The 21109-nt window shown below is 46.2% G+C and carries 17 protein-coding genes and 1 tRNA gene; 2 read left to right on the forward strand and 16 right to left on the reverse strand.

The window, feature by feature from the left end; genetic code table 11:
* Positions 1-647: S1 RNA-binding domain-containing protein (locus Q8K48_03270; GenBank protein MDP1851419.1), on the reverse strand; the 647-nt coding region annotated here is incomplete at its 3' end.
* 129 nt (positions 648-776) lie between these two features.
* Between Q8K48_03270 and Q8K48_03275 the strand changes: the two genes are divergently transcribed.
* Complete coding sequence (locus Q8K48_03275; GenBank protein MDP1851420.1) at positions 777-2003, forward strand: MFS transporter; 1227 nt, start codon at positions 777-779, stop codon at positions 2001-2003.
* 4 nt (positions 2004-2007) lie between these two features.
* On the opposite strand, the gene polA is transcribed toward Q8K48_03275, so the two are convergent.
* Positions 2008-4596 carry a DNA polymerase I gene (gene polA / locus Q8K48_03280; GenBank protein MDP1851421.1) on the reverse strand — a complete coding sequence of 863 codons (2589 nt, stop codon included), beginning with the start codon at positions 4594-4596 and terminating at the stop codon, positions 2008-2010.
* Positions 4597-4631: 35 nt separating this feature from the next.
* Here polA and Q8K48_03285 point away from each other — a divergent pair, with 35 nt between their 5' ends.
* Complete coding sequence (locus Q8K48_03285) at positions 4632-5042, forward strand: PaaI family thioesterase (GenBank protein MDP1851422.1); 411 nt, start codon at positions 4632-4634, stop codon at positions 5040-5042.
* A 4-nt stretch (positions 5043-5046) separates the two neighbouring features.
* Here Q8K48_03285 and Q8K48_03290 read toward each other — a convergent pair whose 3' ends face one another.
* The 14 genes from Q8K48_03290 to Q8K48_03355 form a co-directional block, all read right to left on the reverse strand.
* Positions 5047-5769, reverse strand: a complete 723-nt coding sequence (locus Q8K48_03290; protein MDP1851423.1) for an ABC transporter ATP-binding protein — start codon at positions 5767-5769, stop codon at positions 5047-5049.
* The gene (locus Q8K48_03295; protein ID MDP1851424.1) at positions 5759-6535 is read right to left on the reverse strand and encodes an ABC transporter ATP-binding protein; all 777 of its coding nucleotides are present in this window, start codon (positions 6533-6535) and stop codon (positions 5759-5761) included. Before Q8K48_03295 ends, Q8K48_03290 begins: the two co-directional genes overlap by 11 nt.
* Positions 6536-7573: a branched-chain amino acid ABC transporter permease gene (locus Q8K48_03300; protein MDP1851425.1), complete on the reverse strand. Its 1038-nt coding sequence runs from the start codon at positions 7571-7573 to the stop codon at positions 6536-6538.
* 4 nt (positions 7574-7577) lie between these two features.
* On the reverse strand, positions 7578-8528 hold the full coding sequence (locus Q8K48_03305; GenBank protein MDP1851426.1) for a branched-chain amino acid ABC transporter permease: 951 nt from the start codon (positions 8526-8528) through the stop codon (positions 7578-7580).
* A 138-nt stretch (positions 8529-8666) separates the two neighbouring features.
* Positions 8667-9818 carry a branched-chain amino acid ABC transporter substrate-binding protein gene (locus Q8K48_03310; protein MDP1851427.1) on the reverse strand — a complete coding sequence of 384 codons (1152 nt, stop codon included), beginning with the start codon at positions 9816-9818 and terminating at the stop codon, positions 8667-8669.
* Between the two features lie 143 nt (positions 9819-9961).
* Positions 9962-10537, reverse strand: a complete 576-nt coding sequence (locus Q8K48_03315; protein MDP1851428.1) for a response regulator — start codon at positions 10535-10537, stop codon at positions 9962-9964.
* Positions 10538-10573: 36 nt separating this feature from the next.
* Positions 10574-10646: transfer RNA gene (locus tag Q8K48_03320), tRNA-Leu, on the reverse strand.
* A 14-nt stretch (positions 10647-10660) separates the two neighbouring features.
* The gene (gene pyk, locus Q8K48_03325; GenBank protein ID MDP1851429.1) at positions 10661-12100 is read right to left on the reverse strand and encodes a pyruvate kinase; all 1440 of its coding nucleotides are present in this window, start codon (positions 12098-12100) and stop codon (positions 10661-10663) included.
* 9 nt (positions 12101-12109) lie between these two features.
* Positions 12110-13564, reverse strand: coding sequence for a glutamate synthase subunit beta (locus Q8K48_03330; GenBank protein ID MDP1851430.1), 1455 nt, complete (start codon positions 13562-13564; stop codon positions 12110-12112).
* The gene (gene gltB / locus Q8K48_03335; GenBank protein ID MDP1851431.1) at positions 13557-18068 is read right to left on the reverse strand and encodes a glutamate synthase large subunit; all 4512 of its coding nucleotides are present in this window, start codon (positions 18066-18068) and stop codon (positions 13557-13559) included. Before gltB ends, Q8K48_03330 begins: the two co-directional genes overlap by 8 nt.
* A gap of 126 nt (positions 18069-18194) precedes the next feature.
* A complete protein-coding gene (locus Q8K48_03340; protein ID MDP1851432.1) occupies positions 18195-18902 on the reverse strand; it encodes a VIT family protein in 708 nt (235 codons plus the stop codon).
* A gap of 10 nt (positions 18903-18912) precedes the next feature.
* The gene (gene lgt / locus Q8K48_03345) at positions 18913-19731 is read right to left on the reverse strand and encodes a prolipoprotein diacylglyceryl transferase (GenBank protein ID MDP1851433.1); all 819 of its coding nucleotides are present in this window, start codon (positions 19729-19731) and stop codon (positions 18913-18915) included.
* A 4-nt stretch (positions 19732-19735) separates the two neighbouring features.
* On the reverse strand, positions 19736-20449 hold the full coding sequence (locus Q8K48_03350; protein MDP1851434.1) for a thioredoxin domain-containing protein: 714 nt from the start codon (positions 20447-20449) through the stop codon (positions 19736-19738).
* 43 nt (positions 20450-20492) lie between these two features.
* Complete coding sequence (locus Q8K48_03355; GenBank protein ID MDP1851435.1) at positions 20493-21107, reverse strand: vitamin K epoxide reductase family protein; 615 nt, start codon at positions 21105-21107, stop codon at positions 20493-20495.
* Positions 21108-21109: the final 2 nt, after the last annotated feature.

Here is a 21109-nt window from a genome sequence, read left to right on the forward strand (position 1 = left end):
ACGATCGATGAAACGACACCTGTGCGAACTTGACCCTTTTGAAGCTGATTAAGGAATGTCGTGCGGGACTCTGATTGAGTCTGCTCGAGGAAGGCACGACGAGAAAGAACTACGTTATTACGGTTCTTATCTAGTTCAATAATGCGTGCCTCGACCTGCTTACCAATGTATGGTGTTAAATCACGGACGCGACGCATTTCAACAAGGGATGCTGGCAAGAAGCCACGAAGTCCGATATCAACAATAAGTCCACCCTTAACAACTTCGATAACAGTTCCGATGACAACTTCGTCACGCTCTTTCTTGCCTTCGATGTCTCCCCATGCACGTTCGTACTGTGCGCGCTTCTTTGAAAGGATGAGACGACCTTCTTTATCTTCTTTTTGAAGAACAAGAGCTTCAATACTTTCTCCAACTTTTACAATCTCATGTGGGTCTACATCGTGGCGAATTGAAAGCTCGCGTGAAGGAATTACACCCTCCGTCTTATATCCGATGTCAACGAGAACTTCCTCGCGACCAACTTGAACGATTGTTCCGGTGACGAGATCTCCGTCATTAAAATTTCTAATTGTTCCTTCGATTGCCGCTAGAAAATCAGCTGCTGTTCCAATGTCATTTACTGCAATTACTGGTGTTGTAGACAAGTGTGCTCCGTAGGGATAGATGAATAGAAGTTCCCGCATTCGCGGCTGGAGGGCAAGGCTACGGTTTGCCTGTACTTAAGGGCAAATCCTCCCCGGGAATCTCGCTCTTTAGTTAGACTTGTCATCATTATGAATCGATACCGCCAATTATTTGCCATGCCCAATGTGTGGGTTCTGGTTTTGGCTGCCTTTCCTGCGCGCGTTGCCTACGGAATGGTCGGTTTAGCGCTGTTTTTTAAAGCCGAGCAGGAGACGGGATCGATTGCATTAGCAGGTCTGGTTATAGGAGCAAACTCGTTAGCGGGCTCATTTACCGCGGGAGTTCGTGGATCGATAATCGATAAATACGGACAAAAGTGGCCGCTTAGAGTCCTCGTACCCGGGTATGCATCGATGATGGTATTGGTCAATATCTCCCATTCAGCAACCTTCATTCTCGTAATGGCAACCATTATGGGTTTAACCGCACCACCAATAAATTTATCTGTGCGCCCTCTCTGGAAAACAATAGTTCCTGGAGATTTTCTTCGTACCGCTTATGCAGTTGATACATCGGTGATGAACACAGCTGGAGTTATTGGTCCAGTCATTGCGACATCTTTGGCTTTATCTAAATTTCCAGGAAGTCCGTTAGTCACTGCTGCGATTCTCATGGCGCTAGGCGGCGGTGCTTTAGCAATTGCACCGGTTTCAAGAGATTGGAAACCGGAAAAGAAAGAGCGTGGCGCACAATCTCTTTGGCGTAGCCCTGCACTTCGATTAATGATGCTTGAGGGATCATTCATCGGTTTTGGCTGGGGACTCTTTGATGTTGCTGTACCGGCATTTGCAACAATCGAAAACGTTGCTCATCGCACGGCCTGGGTATTTGCAGCTATGGGTATCTCAAGCATTATCGGCGGATTAATTGCAGGACTACTTTCAAAGCGCACATCTTCGCTATCGGCGCTGCGTAAAACATACTTTATTTGGTTTCTAGTTGCGATACCCATGGCATTTACATATCCAGGGTGGTCCATGGCAATTGCCGGCGCCTTCCTTGGTTTCGTTGGGGGTGCAATTCAAGTTTTCTATTGGGAAGTCATGGAGGCTGTTCGCCCAAAGGGATCGGCAGTTTCTTATATGGCCTGGCTTTGGACAGTCGAGGGAAGTGTGATGTCGTTGGGTGCGGCCGTTGGGGGAATACTCTCTGAAAGAATCTCTCCGCAGTTTTGTTTAGCACTAACTGCAGTTTCCATTGGACTAGGCAGCCTCATACTGACAATTGGAAAAGAACGCTTAATTGCCGCCGATAGAATTCCAAGTGATGAAGAGGACCTTAAGGCGATGGAAGGAAACTCACCAATTACTACCTAACTGCTTAATGCGCCGCCTCATGCCAGGACAGACCTAAACCTGCACTAACATTTAATGGCGCTCTCAGTGGATAGGCGGCGCCCATCTCACTTTTTACAAGTGTTGTAATTTTCTCTTCCTCTCCTTTGACTACTTCAACAATTAACTCATCATGAATCTGGAGCAGTAATCGTGATTGAAGCTGTTCTTTCTTAATCTCTGCGTCCACTTTTAACATGGCCAACTTAATAATGTCAGCTGCAGATCCTTGGATGGGAGCATTCAACGCCATTCGCTCAGCCACCTCTCTTCGTTGACGATTATCACTCATTAAATCCGGCAAATACCGTCTGCGTCCCATGATTGTCTGCGTGTAACCCACCTTTCTTGCATCCTCAACAACTGTTTTTAAGTAGTCACGAATTCCGCCAAATCGTTGAAAATACGTATCCATTAACCCTTGCGCCTCACTTGGACTAATTCCTAACTGTGCCGACAAGCCATACGATGAAAGTCCATAGGCAAGGCCATAGGACATGGCTTTAATCTGCCTTCGCATTTCTGGATCCACATCATTGGCATTTACTCCAAAAATAACTGCAGCGATTGTTGCATGCAGATCTTCTCCCGATTCAAATGCAGATAAAAGTTTTTCGTCGTTGGAAAGATGCGCCATTATGCGCATTTCAATTTGGCTGTAATCAGCGGTCAGCAGCGCTACGTAGCCATTTCCTGGAATGAAGGCGCTTCTAATCGTGCGACCCTCTTCTGTGCGAACTGGAATATTCTGCAAATTAGGTCCAGTAGATGAAAGGCGACCCGTTGAAGTCACAGTCTGGCCAAAATGAGTATGTACTCGCCCATCGATCGCAATTTCAGAGATCAACCCCTCAACGATTGAGCCAAGCTTTTTAACCTCTCTTATTCGCAGAAGATGGGTTAAAAGCGCGTGACCAGTCTTTTGATGTAGCCAATCCAAACTTTCGGCATCAGTCGTATAACCAGTCTTAATTTTTTTAGTCTTAGGCAATCCTAACTCGTCAAATATGACTACCTGGAGTTGTTTAGGAGATGCGACATTGAATTCATGCCCTGCCGATTTGTGGGCCAGCTTTGTTTCGCGCGCAGCTTCATCTTCGAAGAAGGCTTGCAATTTCTCTAACTCTTTTTTATCAACAGCGATCCCAATATTTTCCATGCGGGCCAAGAGTTCGGCTATTGGAAGTTCCATCGTATTAAAGAGATCGAGTAATCCGCGTTCTGTTAACTCGCGAGTAAGTGAGGTGCGGAGAAAGAATAACGCTCGTGCACATGTTAATAACTCTTGCTCAGGGCTGGCTGTATTGATATACGAGCCATCGCCCCATCGCTCTTGTAAGTCTTTAAACTCTTGCGCGCGCACACCTGGATTTACAAGATATGCAGCTATCGAAGTATCAAACTCTATTCCTACAAATGGATTGTTCCGTGCCAAGGATTTTGCATCGTGTGCAATCTTTTTAACACCGATATCCATTGCCCAACTGCCCATAGAGGATGAATGCACTAAGAAAACTTCCTCTGGAGAAAACGCCACAGCATATCTATGAAGTTTTTCATCACGAATTGAAAAGGTAACCGCTATTGGGCCATTGTGGCTCGTAATTCTGGCATCGGCCTCTTCTGGTGTTAATACTCCTTCAGCCATCTCATCGGCAAAGAGTGAGAACTCCGGTTCGAGAACAGGAGCAGTTGTGCTCTTCAGAAGAATTGGCTTCATTCGATCTTTGAGAGTTTTGAACTCTAGTACATCAAAGAGTGGATTAGTCCGATTTTCATCTACTCCTGTCCAAGCAAGATTGTCGATATTTAAATCAAAAGGAACATCAGTAATTAGTGCCGTCAATTCACTATTGAGCATCACGCTGTCGATTGAATCCCTGAACGATTGACCGGATTTGCCAGGCAATTTCTCTGCATTGGAAATGAGCTCTTTGAGCGAGCCGTACTCAACTATCCATTTTGCAGCAGTTTTTTCGCCCACCCCTGGTACAGACGGCAAATTATCACTCGGGTCTCCACGTAGTGCGGCAAAGTCTGGATAATGCGCCGGTGACATTCCATACTTTTCTTGAACTGCATCTGGAGTCATACGTGCCATTTCACTAACCCCACGCTTTGGATAAAGGATCGTGGTTTTTTCATTGACTAATTGAAAAGAGTCTCGGTCTCCTGTACAAATCAACGTTTCAAAGCCTTCACGCTCTGCACGTTTAGCAATCGTTGCCAAAATGTCGTCGGCCTCATATCCATCAACCTCAAAACTCGAAATCCCAAAAGCCTTTACGAGCTCGTGCAAATACGACATCTGAGAGCGAAATTCATCGGGGGTTTTCGAGCGATTCGCTTTGTATTCTGGAAATATCTCGGAGCGAAAAGTTTTTCTCGAAACATCAAAGGCAACTGCTACATGTGTCGGTTTTTCGCTAGTGAGTAAGGAGAGTAACATTGTTGCAAAGCCATATATAGCATTGGTGTGTTGCCCAGTGGCGGTTGTGAAGTTCTCTGCGGGAAGTGCGAAAAAGGCACGATATGCCATTGAATGCCCATCGATTAGTAATAGGCGTTTGCTCATGTGCTCATTGTAGGTTGCACGGTAGAGTACGCAGCATGAGCGAAGATAAATTCCTAAGAATTATTCAAGAACGCGGTGGAGGAGCATTAGGCATAAAGATGGGCATTGAAATTATTGAAGCCTCTCCGCATAGGCTGGTCGCCACAATGCCAGTTGAGGGAAATACTCAACCGATTGGACTATTACATGGCGGCGCTAGCGTTGTCTTAGCTGAAACCGTTGGATCCGTCGGTGCAGCACTTCATGCAGGTCCGCACCGGATGATTGTTGGACTTGATATTAATGCGACGCATCATAAATCGGCAACAGATGGAATCGTCACCGCTGTCGCCACAGCAATATCCCTTGGAAAGACAATCTGTTCCTACGATGTTGTCATATCTAATGATAAAGGTGAACGAACATGCACGGCGCGAATTACTTGTTTGATATTGGAAGAACGTTAAAACCTTAGCTGTGCGCTCCTGTGCCTAAATAAGCCTCGCGCACCGCTGGATCGTTGAGAAGATCGGCAGCTGCCGCCTCTTTGACCACATTACCCGTCTCCAGAATGTAGGCTCGATGTGCTCGTTGCAGAGCTTGTTGGGCATTTTGCTCGACGAGCAGAATAGTTACACCGGTTTTGTTTATCTCAGTAATAATACGAAAGATATTTGCAATCATCTGAGGTGCAAGTCCCATTGACGGTTCGTCAAGGAGTAAAACCTTTGGTCGAGACATCAATGCGCGGCCAATTGCCAACATCTGCTGCTCTCCCCCAGATAAAGTGCCACCGGCCTGATATGTGCGCTCCTTCAATCGGGGAAAAAGAGCATAAATTTTATCGAGATCTTCACTCATCTCATGACGACGATTTTTGCGATGAAACTTTCCCATCTCAAGATTTTCTAACACAGTCATGCCAGGAAAAATTCCGCGGCCTTCTGGGGCTTGTGAGATTCCAAGATCTACTCTCTGATGAGCTGGAACTTTAGAGATATCTTGACCGTCGAACAAGATCGCTCCACTTGAGACTTTTCGAAGACCCGATATTGTCTTAAGCGTTGTAGTTTTTCCTGCGCCATTAGCACCGATTAAAGTAACAATTTCGCCTTGATTAACTACGACAGAAATTCCTTTAATAGCTTCAATCTTGCCATAGTGGACGTGAAGATCTTTAATTTCAAGACGCATCTGCTGGTACTCCTAAATAGGCTTCAATAACTTTGGGATCGTTTTGCACCTTACTTGGCAGATCATCAGCGATTTTGATACCAAAATCTAAAACCGCCACGCGATCCGAGATTCCCATAATCAGTGACATATCGTGCTCAATGAGCAAGACGGTATACCCAGCATCCCGAATTCTCTTAATCAACGAAGCCAGCTCAACTTTTTCTGCAGGATTAAAGCCAGCTGCCGGTTCATCTAGTAGCAATAGTTTTGGAGAGGTTCCCATTGCGCGTGCGATTTCTAATCGACGTTGAACTCCATATGGAAGATTCTTTGCCAATCGATCGGAGTACTCATCGATTCCAATGAATTTCAAAATCTCATGTGCCCTTGCGCGATTCTCTCTTTCCTCGCGGCGTGCTCGTGGTAGGCCAAAGAGCGCTCCTACGAGTCCGCTCTTTTTGTGAACATCGGTCGCGGTAATGACATTTTCAAGAGTAGTCATATCTCCCCACAGGCGAATATTCTGAAATGTGCGTGCGATACCTAACCCAGTAATTTGAAAACGTTTTTGATTTTTCAGCGCGATACCGTCAAAGGTAATTGAGCCCTTTGTTGGCTTATAGACGCCGGTAATCACATTAAATACTGTTGTTTTGCCCGCTCCATTTGGACCAATGAGCGCCAGAATTTCTCCCTTATTAACCTCAAGGTTGACATCACCAAGGGCTGTTACTCCACCGAATTTCATCGTTAAGTTTTGAATTGAAAGAAGGACCTCAGACATTTAGGCGCTCACCTCACTTTTGACGATTGCTTTCTCGCGCTTCTTACGTGGCAAGAGACCATCAGGCCTAAAGTTCATGACAACAACTAGAACCGTACCGAAAACTAATAAACGTGCATCAGAGATAAAACGGATTCGATCTGGTAAATATCCCAGAATCGTCGCACCAACTACAACTCCCCAAATATTTCCAATTCCCCCGAAAACAACACACGAAAGAATCAAAATTGAGACGTTAAGAGTAAACATTTCAGGTGCGATAAATAGATTTTTAGATGCATACAACACGCCTGCAGCGCCACCAACTGCAGCTCCTAATGTAAAGGACCAAATCTTATATTTAAGAGTTGGTACGCCCATGAGTTCGGCTGCATCCTCATCCTGTCGAATTGCCTCCCATGCTCGTCCAGGGCGACGAATACTAAGTCGACGAATCATCCAAATCGTGCACAAGATCATGACTACAACTACCCAGAAGAAAACCTTTTGATCCTCTAGTTTGAACTTTAGAGGTCCAATATTCGGTGGCATTGGAATATTTGCAATTCCATTTGGACCTTTAGTCCACGATGAGTTGAGAGCTATCAGCCGAACGATTTCACCAAAGCCCAAAGTTACAATCGCTAAATAGTCACCTCGAAGGCGAAGAGTGGGAAGTCCAAGTAATACACCTGCCACCATTGCAAGAGCAATTCCAAAAGGCATGATCTCCCAGGTATTTAAACTGGTCAGAGTGCCCATTAGCGCCATTGTGTAGGCTCCAATTGCAAAGAATGCTACATATCCTAAATCCAGCATTCCAGATTTTCCTACAACGATATTGAGGCCAAGTGCCATTAATACAAAGACTCCGACAGGATAAACCAGAACAGCGTCATAGGATGCAATGGGGGTTGCTAAAAAGCTAGCGCCTGCAAAAGGCAGGAGGCCAACTAATAAAATGGAACCGAGCGCAATACTTGTTCGCTGCAGGCGATTAGATCGCTCCCATATTCCAGCACCAAAGTCACGAAGGTTGAAGAAGTTTCGTATTTTCATATTCTTATGCCCTCGTCTGCTGGACGGCTTCACCAAATAATCCATTTGGCTTAAAGAGAAGAACTAATATAAGTACCACGAAGACGGTAACCGCCTTCCATTGAGTGCCTAGTACCGCCGAGGCATAGACCTCAAGAAGACCTAGGCTCAATCCACCGAAAAACGCTCCTCTAATATTTCCAATTCCGCCAAGTACTGCCGCTGTAAAGGCGGCCATTCCCATCGTAAATCCGATATTGAACTTTGTATATTCAAAAACAGTTATATAAAAGAAAGCCGCAGCGCCTGTTGCCAGACCTCCAACTAAGAAAGTCGTCGTGATAACACGGTTTAAATTAACGCCCATTAACTTTGCAGCATCTTCATTTTGCGAAACTGCTCGAATGGCTTTACCCATGCGTGATAATTTAATGAAACGTTCAAGAGTGAAAAAGATAATCGCTGCAGCAATAATTGTAATAACTGTGTCGAGACGAACATTAGCGCCCCATATTTCAGTCAAAATAATTTTTTCTAAAACTCGAGGCGAACCCACTGGGCGCGAACTTGTTAGCAGTCGCATAACTTCTTGAAGAACGATTGAGATTCCAATCGCTGAAATCAATGTCGCCAGGCGGTTGGTACCTTTCATGCGCAAGCGACGATATGCGACTAGCTCTACAAAAACCGCGGTCAAAGCGGCAACAAACATCGACATGAGCAAAGCTGTAATCAGAACAAGGGCTAACTTCCACCCTGTAGCAGGCTCGGAGGTCTGGGTGTAGTGGAAAATATCGCGATTAGTAATGACTGTTCCGAAAGTTCCCCACATAAAGATTTCAGAGTTAGCAAAGTTTATCATTCGCAGAACTCCATAGACCATTGTGTAGCCGAGAGAGATTAGAACATAGATAAAACCGAGGGCAACTCCAGCGATCGTTAATGACCAAAACTGGTCGATCAAAACTGTAAACATTGCACTCCTTAAGGCTTTTGATTGAAGAGGTAAATGTAATACAACTCAACGTAAGAAGTGGGTGTTTCGGGGCCTCTAAAGAGATTTCCGAAACACCCACTAACTCATAAGCGTTGTAGCTAAGTAGCTAAGAAGTAACTACTTAACGATGCCTGTATTGACTAGAACGCCGCCCTTTGAAGTAAATCCAGCAAAGAGTCCGTAAGAAATATCTCCATTCTTGTCGAAGACAATCTTATTTCCGCTCACGCTCTTACCCTTGTAAGCCTTGACCCACTTAAGCATCTTGGCACGGGTTGTATTTCCCTTTTTTATACCTTCAAGCAGGATGTTTGCAGCATCGAATGATTCAACTGAGTAAACACCAGATGAAACACCCATTTGCTTCTTGAAATCAGCTTCAAGCTTTTTGCTAATTCCAGCTAATCCACCCACACCAGTGATCCGTGCACCTTCAGCTGCAGCACCTGCAAGCTTTGGGAACTCCTGGTTAAAGACTCCGTCGCCACCAGCAAATATTGCTGTTGAACCTGAGTCACGGAGCTGCTTAATAAAAATTGCAGCTGCAGAATAGTAACCTGTATAGATAACTACAGTTGCTCCCGAAGATGCGATCTTTGCAATTGTTGGGCTGTAATCAGTTGCTGTATTAGGAACTGAGTCTCCACCAACAAGTGATGCTCCAGCAACCTTCTTCAAGCCAGCTTCTACGTAGCCCCGAAGAGGTACGGCATATGCTGATTGATCGTCGAATACAAATACCTTTGCACTGGAAACACCTTTAGTTGCATATTTAGCCAACGCTGGACCTTGTAGATCATCTTTACCTACAACACGGTGGAACACTGGTCCGCCGAAGTCAGGAGATGTTGGATCTGTAAGTGAAACACGTGTAGCAGATGGAGAGACAAGAACTAATCCACCGGCCTTGTAATATGGAAGTGATGCGATTGTTGCACCTGAGTATGCAGGTCCAACTAAACCAAGCACATTCTTATTAGCTCCAATGCCTGGGGCAACTGTTGATGCAACAGCTGGATCTCCCTGGTCATCTACTGAAACTACTTTGACATTGTACTTATTCTTATTTTTTGCATTGAAGAGCTTTACTGCATACTTCACTGCATTCTGCTCATCGATACCAGTTGATGCTTCTCCACCTGAAAGAGGACCTTGGTATGCGATATAGAGAACCTTTGCAGCTGCCTGCGCGTTAGTCGCTGCTGAAACTCCGAAAATGAGAGCTGCTGCAGATACAACGGCAAGTGAACGCTGAATCTTTATGTTCATGTATTGCCTTTCCTGATCTTGTTGTCCCGGGACAGGGAGGTGATGAGGGTAATGCCTAGTGCTAGCACTAAACAAGGCGAAAGTGAACATAAAGTATTTCTTTTTCGTTATAAAGGAGAGGAGATCACCACAAAATCAGGTAGCTAATGCGGCGGAACCGCCTCTGGATTGATAACCGCTTCAGCAACAGCCTTCATACTCATTCGACGGTCCATCGCCGCCCGTTGGATCCATGAAAAGGCCTCAGGTTCGGGCAAATTCAGCGCTTTCATTAAAATCCCCTTCGCCCGATCGATTAATTTACGAGTCTCAAGACGATCATGTAAATCGGCAACTTCGGCAGCTAGCGTGCTCATCTGTAGATGTCTACTTATCGCAATCTCAATGGCTGGAATTAAGTCACCAATTGTGAATGGTTTGACTACATAAGCCATAACCCCGGCATCACGCGCGCGATCGATGAGCTCCTTTTGCGAATATGCCGTGAGCATTAAAACTGGAGCTACATCAATTATCTTTTCCGCCGCCGATATGCCATCTAAAACCGGCATTTTGACATCCAAAATAGCTAGATCTGGTTTATGTTCAAAGGCTAAATCTACCGCCTCTTGCCCATTTGAGGCTTGAGCCACGACTTCATAGCCAGCGCCTTGGAGCATTTCAACTAAATCCATACGTATGAGCGCTTCATCTTCGGCAACGAGAATTCGAATGCTCATATCCTTTTCACCCCTTCAGGATGTACATGCCGTGCGTGCCTCGAGTCGGATTCGAACCGACACTATGCAGTGTTTGAGACTGCCCTCTCTACCGTTGGAGTACCGAGGCGTTACTGGGCAATCTTATCGGTAGGCCGGAGCTGCGCCGCCAACAGCATCGCCAACGCGGTGCACTCGCATCGCATTTGTCGAGCCTGGAATTCCTGGCGGAGCGCCTGCAACGATCATGACGTTATCGCCAATTTCCGCCCTTCCTGAATCGATCAGAACCGTATCGACTAACTTCACCATCTCGTCGGTCGCGCCCACGACAGGGGTCAACATTGATTCAATCCCCCAGGAAAGGGCTAAGCGATTGTATGTGCCGACCTCCGGAGTCATTGCAAGGATTGGAATAGGTGAGCGAAGACGTGACATTCGACGTGCTGAATCACCACTCTGGGTAAATGCAACTAAATACTTAGCGTCAACGATCGCACCAACTTCGGTCGCCGCCTTTGTGATTGCGCCGCCCTTTGTTCGAGGTGCGGTCTTTATAGGGCGTATTCGATCTAAACCGCCCTCTTCAGTTTTTTGAATAATACGCGCCATAGTTTGGACGGCCTCAATTGGAAACTCACCAATGCTAGTCTCACCAGAGAGCATCAAGGCGTCTGCACCATCTAGAACCGCATTTGCGCAATCAGTAGCTTCGGCGCGTGTAGGTCGCGAATTTGTAATCATTGATTCAAGCATTTGAGTTGCAACGATTACAGGCTTAGCCATATCTCGAGCAAGTTCGACACAAAGCTTTTGCACAAGTGGAACATCTTCAATTGGAAGCTCTACACCTAAATCTCCACGAGCAACCATAATTCCATCAAAGGCATCGACTATGTGTGCGATATTTGCAACGGCTTGTGGTTTTTCAATTTTGGCAATAACAGGAAGGCGAATACCTTCCTCATCCATAATTTTATGAACATCCTTAATATCTGCAGCGTTGCGAACAAAAGAAAGTGCAATGAAGTCGGCACCTGCGTGAAGTCCCCACCTTAAATCTTCAATATCTTTTTCAGACAGTGCAGGAACAGACACGGCCACTCCCGGGAGATTGATACCTTTATTATTACTGACTGCGCCAGGCTCAATTACTTTAGTTATGACATCAGAACCCTTAACCTCAATAACCTCGACAGTCACCTTCCCATCATCGATTAAAATGCGGTCTCCGATTTTGCAATCTCCTGGAAGGCCCTTATACGTAGTACCAACTCGCTCTTTTGTGCCTTCAATTTCATCGGTCGTAATAGTAAAGATATCTCCACGAGCTAGATCATGTGGGCCTGCAGAAAATCGAGCGAGTCGAATCTTTGGACCTTGAAGATCCACAAGAATTGCCACCGGTCGCCCAGCTGCTTGTGCCAATGACCTAACTAAATTTAAACGGACTTGATGCTCGTCATAGGAGCCATGTGAAAGATTTAATCTAGCCATATTCATACCGGCATCAATGAGAGCTTTAATCAGCTCTGGGGATTCAACGGCTGGCCCCAACGTGCACACAATCTTTGCTCTACGCATGAGCCAACCTTAAACCATCAACTGACGGGTAGTGGGTTCGATAGGATTTGGAAGTTGAGTATCACCCGTGAGATATCTATCAACCGCCGATGCAGCACTTCGGCCCTCTGCAATTGCCCACACGATTAAGGATTGTCCACGTCCAGCATCGCCGGCAACGAACACACCATCATCATTTGCTGCAAAATTGTTGTCCCGGACAATGTTGCCGCGATCATCAATGTGAACCTCAAGTTGATCCAAGAGCGGAGATTGTTCTGGACCGGTGAAACCCATTGCAAGAAAGACAAAATCTGCCGGAATCTCTTTTTCGCTACCAGCGACCGGTTCAAACTTTCCATTGACGTACTCTGTTTCAACGATACGTAAAGCTGTCACATTGCCTAACTCGTCACCTAAGAACTCCTGCGTACTCACTGAAAAGATTCGGTTATCACTCTCTTCATGTGCACTGGAGACACGGAAAATCATGGGATACATTGGCCAAGGCGCAGTTGATGGACGTTCCTCACTAGGTCTTGGCATAATCTCTAACTGCGTAACACTGGCAGCACCTTGGCGAATCGAAGTTCCAAGACAGTCAGCACCAGTATCGCCGCCTCCCAAAATAACGACATGTTTACCTTTGACATTTATCTCCGGAGTTTTAGTTTCGCCAAGTGCCTGTCTGTTGCCCCAAGGTAGAAACTCCATCGCTTGATAGACACCGGTTAAGTAACGGCCCGGGACCGGCAATTCACGCCAATTGGTCGCACCTACCGCTAAGATAATTGCATCGTATTTTTTGCGAAGCGCTGATCCTGTTAACTCTCCCCCGACATCAACGCCAGGTCGAAAGCGTGTTCCCTCTTTCTCCATCTGTTCAAGACGACGATCCAGAATATGCTTCTCCATTTTGAACTCAGGAATTCCGTAACGAAGCAAGCCGCCGATTTTTTCGGCTCGTTCGTACACCGCAACAGTGTGTCCTGCCCGAGTTAATTGTTGAGCAGCTGCCAAACCAGCAGGCCCAGATCCAATAACGGCGACTGTCTTGCCCGTCAAACGATCCGGAATGAGTGGTTTAACCTCACCCGTTGCAAATGCCTCTTCAACTATTCGAAGTTCGACCTGTTTAATCGTTACTGCATCGCGATTAATAGCAACAACGCATGCCGTCTCACATGGGGCGGGGCAAAGGCGTCCTGTGAACTCTGGAAAATTGTTAGTGGCATGTAAGCGATTAATCGCCTCGTGTGTATCTCCCCGCCAGATTAAATCATTCCACTCTGGAATCAAATTTCCGAGTGGACAGCCAGAATGACAGAAGGGAATTCCGCAATCCATGCACCGCCCGGCCTGCTTTTGCAAATGTTCAAAGCTCTGAGGTTCATACACTTCACGCCAATCTTGAATACGCACATCTACCGGTCTTCGCGCCGGTGTTTCGCGAGGTGTTGTAAGAAATCCCTTGGGATCAGCCATGTGCTGCTACCTCCATTACATGCGCATCGACCGGCAAACCTTCACGTGCAGCACGCGCCATAGCCTCCAGCACACGTGCATAATCTCGCGGCATCACGAGAGAGAATCGCCTAATGGAGTTTTCCCAATCATCAAGGAGTTGCGTTGCGATGATTGAATCTGTCAGAACTGCAAAGTTAGTGATAATCGCCTTTAACTCCACGCCCTGATCATCCGGAACAGCTAAAACATCGACCATATCGGTATTTACATGTAAAGGATTAATATCTAATACAAAGGCGCGTCCACCTGACATTCCCGCAGCAAAGTTACGACCTGTGTTTCCTAAGACGACTACAGTTCCACCAGTCATATATTCACAACCATGATCGCCTATACCTTCTACAACTGCAGTTGCACCTGAGTTGCGCACGCAGAAGCGTTCACCAACAACTCCGCGAATATGAATTTCACCAGAAGTTGCGCCGTAACCGATAACATTTCCAGCGATAACATTCTCATGTGATTTAAATGTTGAACTCACATCCGGTCGTACAATCACACGGCCTCCTGAAATTCCCTTACCAACATAGTCATTTGAATCGCCAAAGAGACGAAGAGTCAACCCTGAAGGAATAAATGCGCCGAGAGATTGTCCGGCAGATCCGTGCAGAGTGATGTCTATACTTCCATCGGCAAGACCGGCACCGCCAAATAGCCGAGTTATTTGCGCGCCAAGCATGGTCCCAACTGTTCGATTTACATTTCGGACAGGCATTTCGATTCGTACGGGCTCTCGATTAGTAAGTGCTGGTTGGGAAAGAGCAATTAACTCATTATCAAGGGCGGCATCTAGGCCGTGATCTTGTTCAGATACATTATGCAGAGCGCCTGAATTTTTTGGTCTTACAAGTAGAGGTGTCAAATCTAAACCGCTCGCTTTCCAGTGATCGACGGCTTTTTTTACCTCTATATATTCAACGTGACCAATGGCCTCAAGTAAAGTTTTAAAGCCTAGTTGCGCCAAAATCTCGCGAACTTCTTCGGCAATATACTCAAAAAAAGTTTCAATGAATTCAGGCTTTCCACTGAAACGAGCACGTAGCTCTGGATTTTGTGTCGCCACACCGACGGGACATGTATCCAAATGACACACTCTCATCATGATGCACCCTGAAACAACCAGTGGAGCAGTTGCAAAGCCAAATTCTTCTGCGCCAAGAAGGGCGGCAATTATTACATCGCGTCCGGTTTTTAATTGACCATCAGTCTGTACCACTATTCTCTCGCGCAAATTGTTGAGCAATAGAGTCTGCTGCGTTTCGGCTAAGCCCAGCTCCCAAGGTGCGCCAGCATGCTTGAGTGAAGTCAGCGGTGAGGCACCCGTGCCACCATCGTGGCCTGAAATAAGAACTACATCGGCATGGGCTTTGCTAACACCTGCAGCAACAGTACCGACGCCTACTTCTGCGACAAGCTTGACATGGACTCGCGCATTTTTATTAGCATTTTTTAAATCATGAATGAGCTGAGCCAAATCCTCAATCGAGTAAATGTCGTGATGTGGAGGCGGTGAAATTAATCCAACTCCCGGAGTCGAATAACGCACCTTAGCGATCCATGGATAAACTTTGTTGCCAGGTAACTGTCCACCTTCACCAGGTTTTGCTCCCTGTGCGATTTTGATCTGAATATCATCGGCATTTACTAAGTACTCGCTGGTGACGCCGAAGCGACCTGAGGCAACCTGCTTGATGGCAGATCGCTTTGAATCACCATTTACTAACGGGATAAATCGCGATGGATCTTCGCCTCCCTCACCAGTATTTGATTTAGCACCCAGTCGATTCATTGCAATTGCTAAAGTCTCGTGAACCTCCTGCGAAACCGAACCATACGACATCGCACCTGTTGAAAAACGCTTAATTATCGCTGAAGCAGGCTCTACTTCATCAATTGAAATTGAGGCCTGCGGTTTAAATTCAAATAATCCTCGCAGAGTCATAAGGCGAGCACTTTGATCATTGACTCGATTCGTGTAACGCTTGAAAACATCGTAACGCTTGCTACGAGTTGAGTGCTGCAATGTAAAAACAGTTTCAGGATCAAATAAATGTGGTTCGCCCTCACGACGCCATTGATAGTCACCGCCGATAGGAAGTCGCTTCGTGCCCGGAACTTCTCCCCCTGGCGGATATGCAATGTGGTGGCGAGCAATAGTCTCTTGAGCGATTACATCGAGTGAAACACCACCTAAAGCAGATGTCGTGCCCACAAAAAACTCATCAACGACTTCTGCGCTCAAGCCTATCGCCTCAAATACTTGCGCTCCTGTATAGGAGGCAATGGTGCTAATTCCCATTTTGGACATTACTTTAAGAACACCCTTGCCAAGAGATTTAATTAAGTTACGAACAGCCTTCTCTGGAGTAATTCCAGTAATGACTCCCTGCAAAACTAGATCTTCGGCACTCTCCATTGCAAGATACGGATTCACCGCTGCCGCGCCATAACCGATTAACAGTGCAACGTGGTGAACTTCTCGAACATCACCTGCTTCAACGACCAAACCAACTTTAGTTCGCGTTTTTTCACGGATTAGGTGGTGGTGAACTGCAGAGGTAAGCAAAAGAGAGGGAATCGCAGCCTCTTCAGTATCGCCATCACGATCAGATAACACAATAATTCTGGCACCATCTTCAATCGCCTTCGAAACTTCGGCTGTAATTTCATTTAGTCGTGCGCGAAGTGAATCGCCGCCGTCGGCTACAAAAAAGAGGCCGCGTATAACATGAGCAGTTAAACCTGGATGATCGCCATCTGCATTAACGTGGATTATCTTAGCTAACTCGTCGTTATCAATTACTGGAAATGCGAGAGAAATATGGCGACATGAAAATGGGCCTGGATCTAGAAGGTTATGCTCTGGTCCCATTGCAGTGCCTAGACTGGTTACTAACTCTTCACGAATTGCATCCAAGGGTGGATTGGTAACTTGTGCAAATAGTTGCGAAAAATAGTCAAACAACAGGCGTGGCCTATTTGAAAGTGCGGCAATAGGGGTATCGGTTCCCATTGAACCTAGTGCCTCCATGCCGCTTTGTGCCATCGGTGTCACGAGAATTCTCAACTCTTCCTCTGTATAACCAAAAGCGCGTTGACGTCGGAGCACGGATGAGTGAGGGTAAACAATATGTTCGCGTGAGGGAAGTTCACTCAACTTTACGATGCCGGCATGAAGCCAATCACCATACGGGGCGGCGTTTGAAAGTGAATCCTTTATCTCTTCATCTTCAATAATTCGTCCTGCTTCAATATCTACTAGGAACATTTTTCCAGGTTGTAGGCGACCTTTTCGTACAATATCGGCCGGAGCGATATCTAAGACTCCAACTTCAGAGGCAAGAACGACAAGTCCATCTTTAGTTACCCAAAAACGTGAAGGGCGAAGACCGTTTCGATCAAGTACTGCGCCAACTTGATGGCCGTCGGTGAAAGTCACACAGGCTGGACCATCCCAAGGCTCCATTAATGAGGCGTGAAAGGCGTAAAAATCTCGTCGCTCTTCAGACATTGAGCTGTGATTTTCCCAAGCTTCGGGAATCATCATTAACACTGCATGGGGCAGAGATCGTCCGCCTAAGTAAAGAAGTTCTAAAACCTCATCAAAAGATGCTGAATCACTTCCTGACATCTGAACTATTGGGAATAAACGTTTGAGATCCCCAGGAATTAAATCACTTTCTAAAAGTGATTCACGTGCGCGCATCCAGTTTCGATTACCTTTAATTGTATTAATTTCGCCATTGTGTGCAATAAATCGGTAAGGATGCGCAAGTGGCCAGGATGGAAAAGTGTTAGTTGAAAAGCGGGAGTGGACTAATGCCAACGGAGATTCAACACGCTCATCGCTTAAATCTGGAAAAAACTCTTCAAGTTGCCCCGTTGTAAGCATGCCCTTAAAAACAATTGTTTGGCTGGAGAGCGAAGGAAAGTAAAGCGCCAGTGAATGCTCAAGACGTTTTCTTAGGCAGAAGACCATTCTTTCAAGAATAAGTGCGCTCTCATTTTTGAGACCACTCACAAACAACTGTTTAAAATCAGGCATGACTGAGAGAGCAGTTTTTCCAAGGGAGGTCGAGTTAATGGGTAACTCTCGCCATCCAAGAACTTGCAAACCCTCTTCATGCGCAATACGCGCAATATCGGCGTACACGTCTACACCTTTTTCAATGAATGCGATACCAGTGGCATACGATCCTGATGGTGGTAATTCGAATTCAACTACCTCTTGGAAAAATCGATCCGGGATTCGAATGAGAATTCCAGCTCCATCACCGCTATCTGGCTCAGCCCCCGAAGCTCCTCGGTGCTCGAGGTTGCGCAGTGCAGTTAGAGCTTTTTCTACAATGTCGTGAGTTGCAATTTTATTAAGAGTTGCAACCATCGCAACGCCACAGGCATCATGTTCTTTGGCAGGGTTGTACAGCCCCTGTGCATGTGGATAGTCGGAAGGCAAAGCCATAATTGTTGAGCTCCGATTGTCGAGGAATACTGCGGGACAACCTTGGCCCTAGGAAATAAATACTCTGAAGGTATCAACTACTCAATACGTGCAAAGAGTAGCAACAAAAATTGAAATGGCTAGAGTTTAGATACCTGCAACTCGGGCAATCTGACCGATTCCTGCAGTGATGAGCATGCCGAGAGAGCCACCAATTATCACCCGAAGCGTTGTTGAGCGCACCTTAGCGCCAGCGGTTTTCGCGCTGACTATGCCTGTGAGCAATAAACCCCCAATCGTGAAACCAACGATGCTCCACGCCTTAGCCCCAGTTGAAGGCGCAAATGATCCAAGGAATGGGATCAGACCGCCGACAGTAAATGAGATCGCGGAAGCAATGGCCGCTTGTACTGGCCGTGCTTTGGTGTGTGGATGCTGCCCCAGCTCATCGCGCAAATGTGCAGCGAGTGGATCCTTTGCATGCATTGCCATTGCAACTTCAAGGGCAAGCTCTGGAGTTAATCCACGGGCAATGTAAATATGTTGAAGCTCTAAGAGTTCGCCTTCGGGGTCGGTCGCCAAGTGTTCAATCTCAAGTACACGGTCTGATTCCTCTACATCGTTTTGCGAGCGAACTGATACGTACTCACCGACTGCCATCGACATCGCACCTGCTGTGATTCCAGCTAAACCAGCGGTTACCAGAAACCCATTTTTACCGGCTGCAACAACACCAATCATCAACGATGCCATTGAAACTAACCCATCATTAGCGCCCAACACTGCCGCCCGAAGCCAGCCCGCACGGTGAGTCCGGTGTTGTAAATTTCTGGCGCGAACATCTTGTAGCGGCATAGCGCTCAGCCTACTCGATAACTTTTATATTTTTTGTGCCCAACCTTCGATAAATAATAAGTGCCCCTACTGCTACGAGGCTCCCGACCCATACATTAAGACGCAGACCATAAATTTCATGTGCTTGGTCGATTCGAATTGATTCAATACCTATACGACCTAGGCAGTATGCAAAGACATAGAGAGTAAAAATTTGGCCTGGGAGTAATCTCCTTCCAAGGAAAATTAACAATAAAGCTATCGCTGTACTCCAGAGAGCCTCGTACAAGAATGTCGGATGAAAAGTTTCAAAGGCGCTAAAACCATTTGGCCGTTTCAAGGGTGGAACTGAAAGTGCCCACGGCGCATTGAGCGGTCTTCCAAATAGTTCGATATTAAACCAGTTTCCAAAACGTCCTATGGCTTGAGCCAAAAGAACTCCAGGTGCAAGAGCATCCATAAAATAAGCAAACCTTGGAAGCTCCATCTTCGTAGCAAGCCGGCGATAACGAAACCAAGCCGCCAATGTTCCTAAGGAGATTGCGCCCCATATTCCGAGGCCACCCTCCCAAATCTTTAAGGCATCAATGGGGTGTCCACCGCTACCAAAGTAAGCATCGGGAGATGAAATTACGTGATAAATCCGCCCACCTATAATTCCCAGAGGGACGGCAGTAATTGCAACCTCTGAAACAACCGAGGTTGCATGGGGTACGAGCGCCCTGAAGCGCTTATCACCAAGCCATATTGCAACTGCTATACCAGTGATTATGCAGACGGCATAGAGATGAATCGTAAGTGGTCCGATTTCTAACGCCGATACAGTTGGCGATGGAATCGAACGCAACAAGGTTTTAGCCAGCCTCTACAGCAAGACGGAATTCTACGGGATCAAATGCATTAGATTTTCGAACCCATAACTTGTCATTGATAAAGACCGTTGGCGTTCCGGTGACATTGTATTTATCCATGGAAGCTGCATGAGCATTTACTAAATCCGCCCTTCCCCCATTGTTTACACAATCAATAAAGCTTTTGCTCTTTAATCCAATGTAATCACCGATTTTAATCAAATTCTCGCTCGTAAAAAATCCTGAGTTTTCTAGCGCGGGTTGAACGAGGTACAAGGCTTTGTTAAAATCTAAATACTGGCCCTCATCGGCTGAACACATCGATGCATTTGCTGCTCGAACTGACTCATCACCAAGAAAAGATAGAACGTGGTAAACAAGGGTTGCCTTCTTAGTACGAACTAGCTCCTCAATATATTCACCGTTAGCCTCTTCAAATGAACGACAGATGGGACACTGCGGATCTTCCCAAATGTCAATCTTTACTGGAGCCCCCGGATTTAGAACTAAACCGGATCCTTGTGCTACATCGACGGTTGCAGCAACAGGTTGGCCTAAGGTAATGCCCTTCAGGGCTGTAAATGACTCATTAGCTTTAGTCGATGAACCGATCATGGAGAAAACAACTCCAGTGATAACGACGAGAGCGACCATTCCAATTACTAACCAGCGCGTGAAATGATCACCGCCAGAAGTTGCCTTTGCCTGTTTGGACATCTATTTCTCCTTGTCTTCGATGACTAGCTTAACTTTTGAGAGTTTATAGTAATTTAAAAATTAATAGTAATGCGATGAGGGAATACACACCCGTTATAACAACGGCGTCCCAACCAGATAATAATTTTTGCTGTAGTTTCGCCGTTCTTTCAGGACTCAGTGGAAGTGCCCCGTTGAGAGCGTTAATCCTAAACATGCTCCCAAATACTGTGACCGTAGAAATAGTAACTAGGAGGCACCACGGACAGAAGGCTTTTATGACTAGATATGATTGAGAGAATAACCAGAAGGCGAAAAGTAACCCGATACCGTAGATGCTCAAGGCAACTCTCATAAAGTTTTTAGGGAATTGAACTCCGGAAAGACCAGCAACCGCAATCGTTATGACTACTGCCTCGCAAATAAGTCCTAGGAACGCATTTGGGAATCCAAGTAGATTGGACTGCCATGAAACCGCCACCTTGGCGCAGGAGACTGCCGAGTTGATGTTACATGCCAATGGGGCGTCGGCGTCCTTGGCAAGTTTAATTGCATCAATTGACAAGACTAGGGAAGCAACAAGACTGAAAAACGAGGAGACAAGCATTGTCACGTAAGCCTTGAAGTGTGGGACTTTCTTACTCGATGTAGCTTCCTCGTTTATAATCTTATTGTCCATTA

The sequence above is a fragment of the Candidatus Planktophila sp. genome (assembly GCA_030681675.1).
Lineage (GTDB): Bacteria > Actinomycetota > Actinomycetes > Nanopelagicales > Nanopelagicaceae > Planktophila.

Bases quoted from the DNA above. Each gene is read 5' to 3' on its own strand.
- Q8K48_03275 (MDP1851420.1), top strand. From the start codon at position 777: ATGAATCGATACCGCCAATTATTTGCCATGCCCAATGTGTGGGTTCTG.
- Q8K48_03330 (MDP1851430.1), bottom strand. From the start codon at position 13,564: ATGGCTGATCCCAAGGGATTTCTTACAACACCTCGCGAAACACCGGCG.
- pyk (MDP1851429.1), bottom strand. From the start codon at position 12,100: ATGCGTAGAGCAAAGATTGTGTGCACGTTGGGGCCAGCCGTTGAATCC.
- Q8K48_03310 (MDP1851427.1), bottom strand. From the start codon at position 9,818: ATGAACATAAAGATTCAGCGTTCACTTGCCGTTGTATCTGCAGCAGCT.
- gltB (MDP1851431.1), bottom strand. From the start codon at position 18,068: ATGGCTTTGCCTTCCGACTATCCACATGCACAGGGGCTGTACAACCCT.
- Q8K48_03295 (MDP1851424.1), bottom strand. From the start codon at position 6,535: ATGTCTGAGGTCCTTCTTTCAATTCAAAACTTAACGATGAAATTCGGT.
- Q8K48_03350 (MDP1851434.1), bottom strand. From the start codon at position 20,449: ATGTCCAAACAGGCAAAGGCAACTTCTGGCGGTGATCATTTCACGCGC.
- Q8K48_03315 (MDP1851428.1), bottom strand. From the start codon at position 10,537: ATGAGCATTCGAATTCTCGTTGCCGAAGATGAAGCGCTCATACGTATG.
- polA (MDP1851421.1), bottom strand. From the start codon at position 4,596: ATGAGCAAACGCCTATTACTAATCGATGGGCATTCAATGGCATATCGT.
- Q8K48_03355 (MDP1851435.1), bottom strand. From the start codon at position 21,107: ATGGACAATAAGATTATAAACGAGGAAGCTACATCGAGTAAGAAAGTC.
- Q8K48_03290 (MDP1851423.1), bottom strand. From the start codon at position 5,769: ATGCGTCTTGAAATTAAAGATCTTCACGTCCACTATGGCAAGATTGAA.
- Q8K48_03305 (MDP1851426.1), bottom strand. From the start codon at position 8,528: ATGTTTACAGTTTTGATCGACCAGTTTTGGTCATTAACGATCGCTGGA.
- Q8K48_03300 (MDP1851425.1), bottom strand. From the start codon at position 7,573: ATGAAAATACGAAACTTCTTCAACCTTCGTGACTTTGGTGCTGGAATA.
- Q8K48_03340 (MDP1851432.1), bottom strand. From the start codon at position 18,902: ATGCCGCTACAAGATGTTCGCGCCAGAAATTTACAACACCGGACTCAC.
- Q8K48_03285 (MDP1851422.1), top strand. From the start codon at position 4,632: ATGAGCGAAGATAAATTCCTAAGAATTATTCAAGAACGCGGTGGAGGA.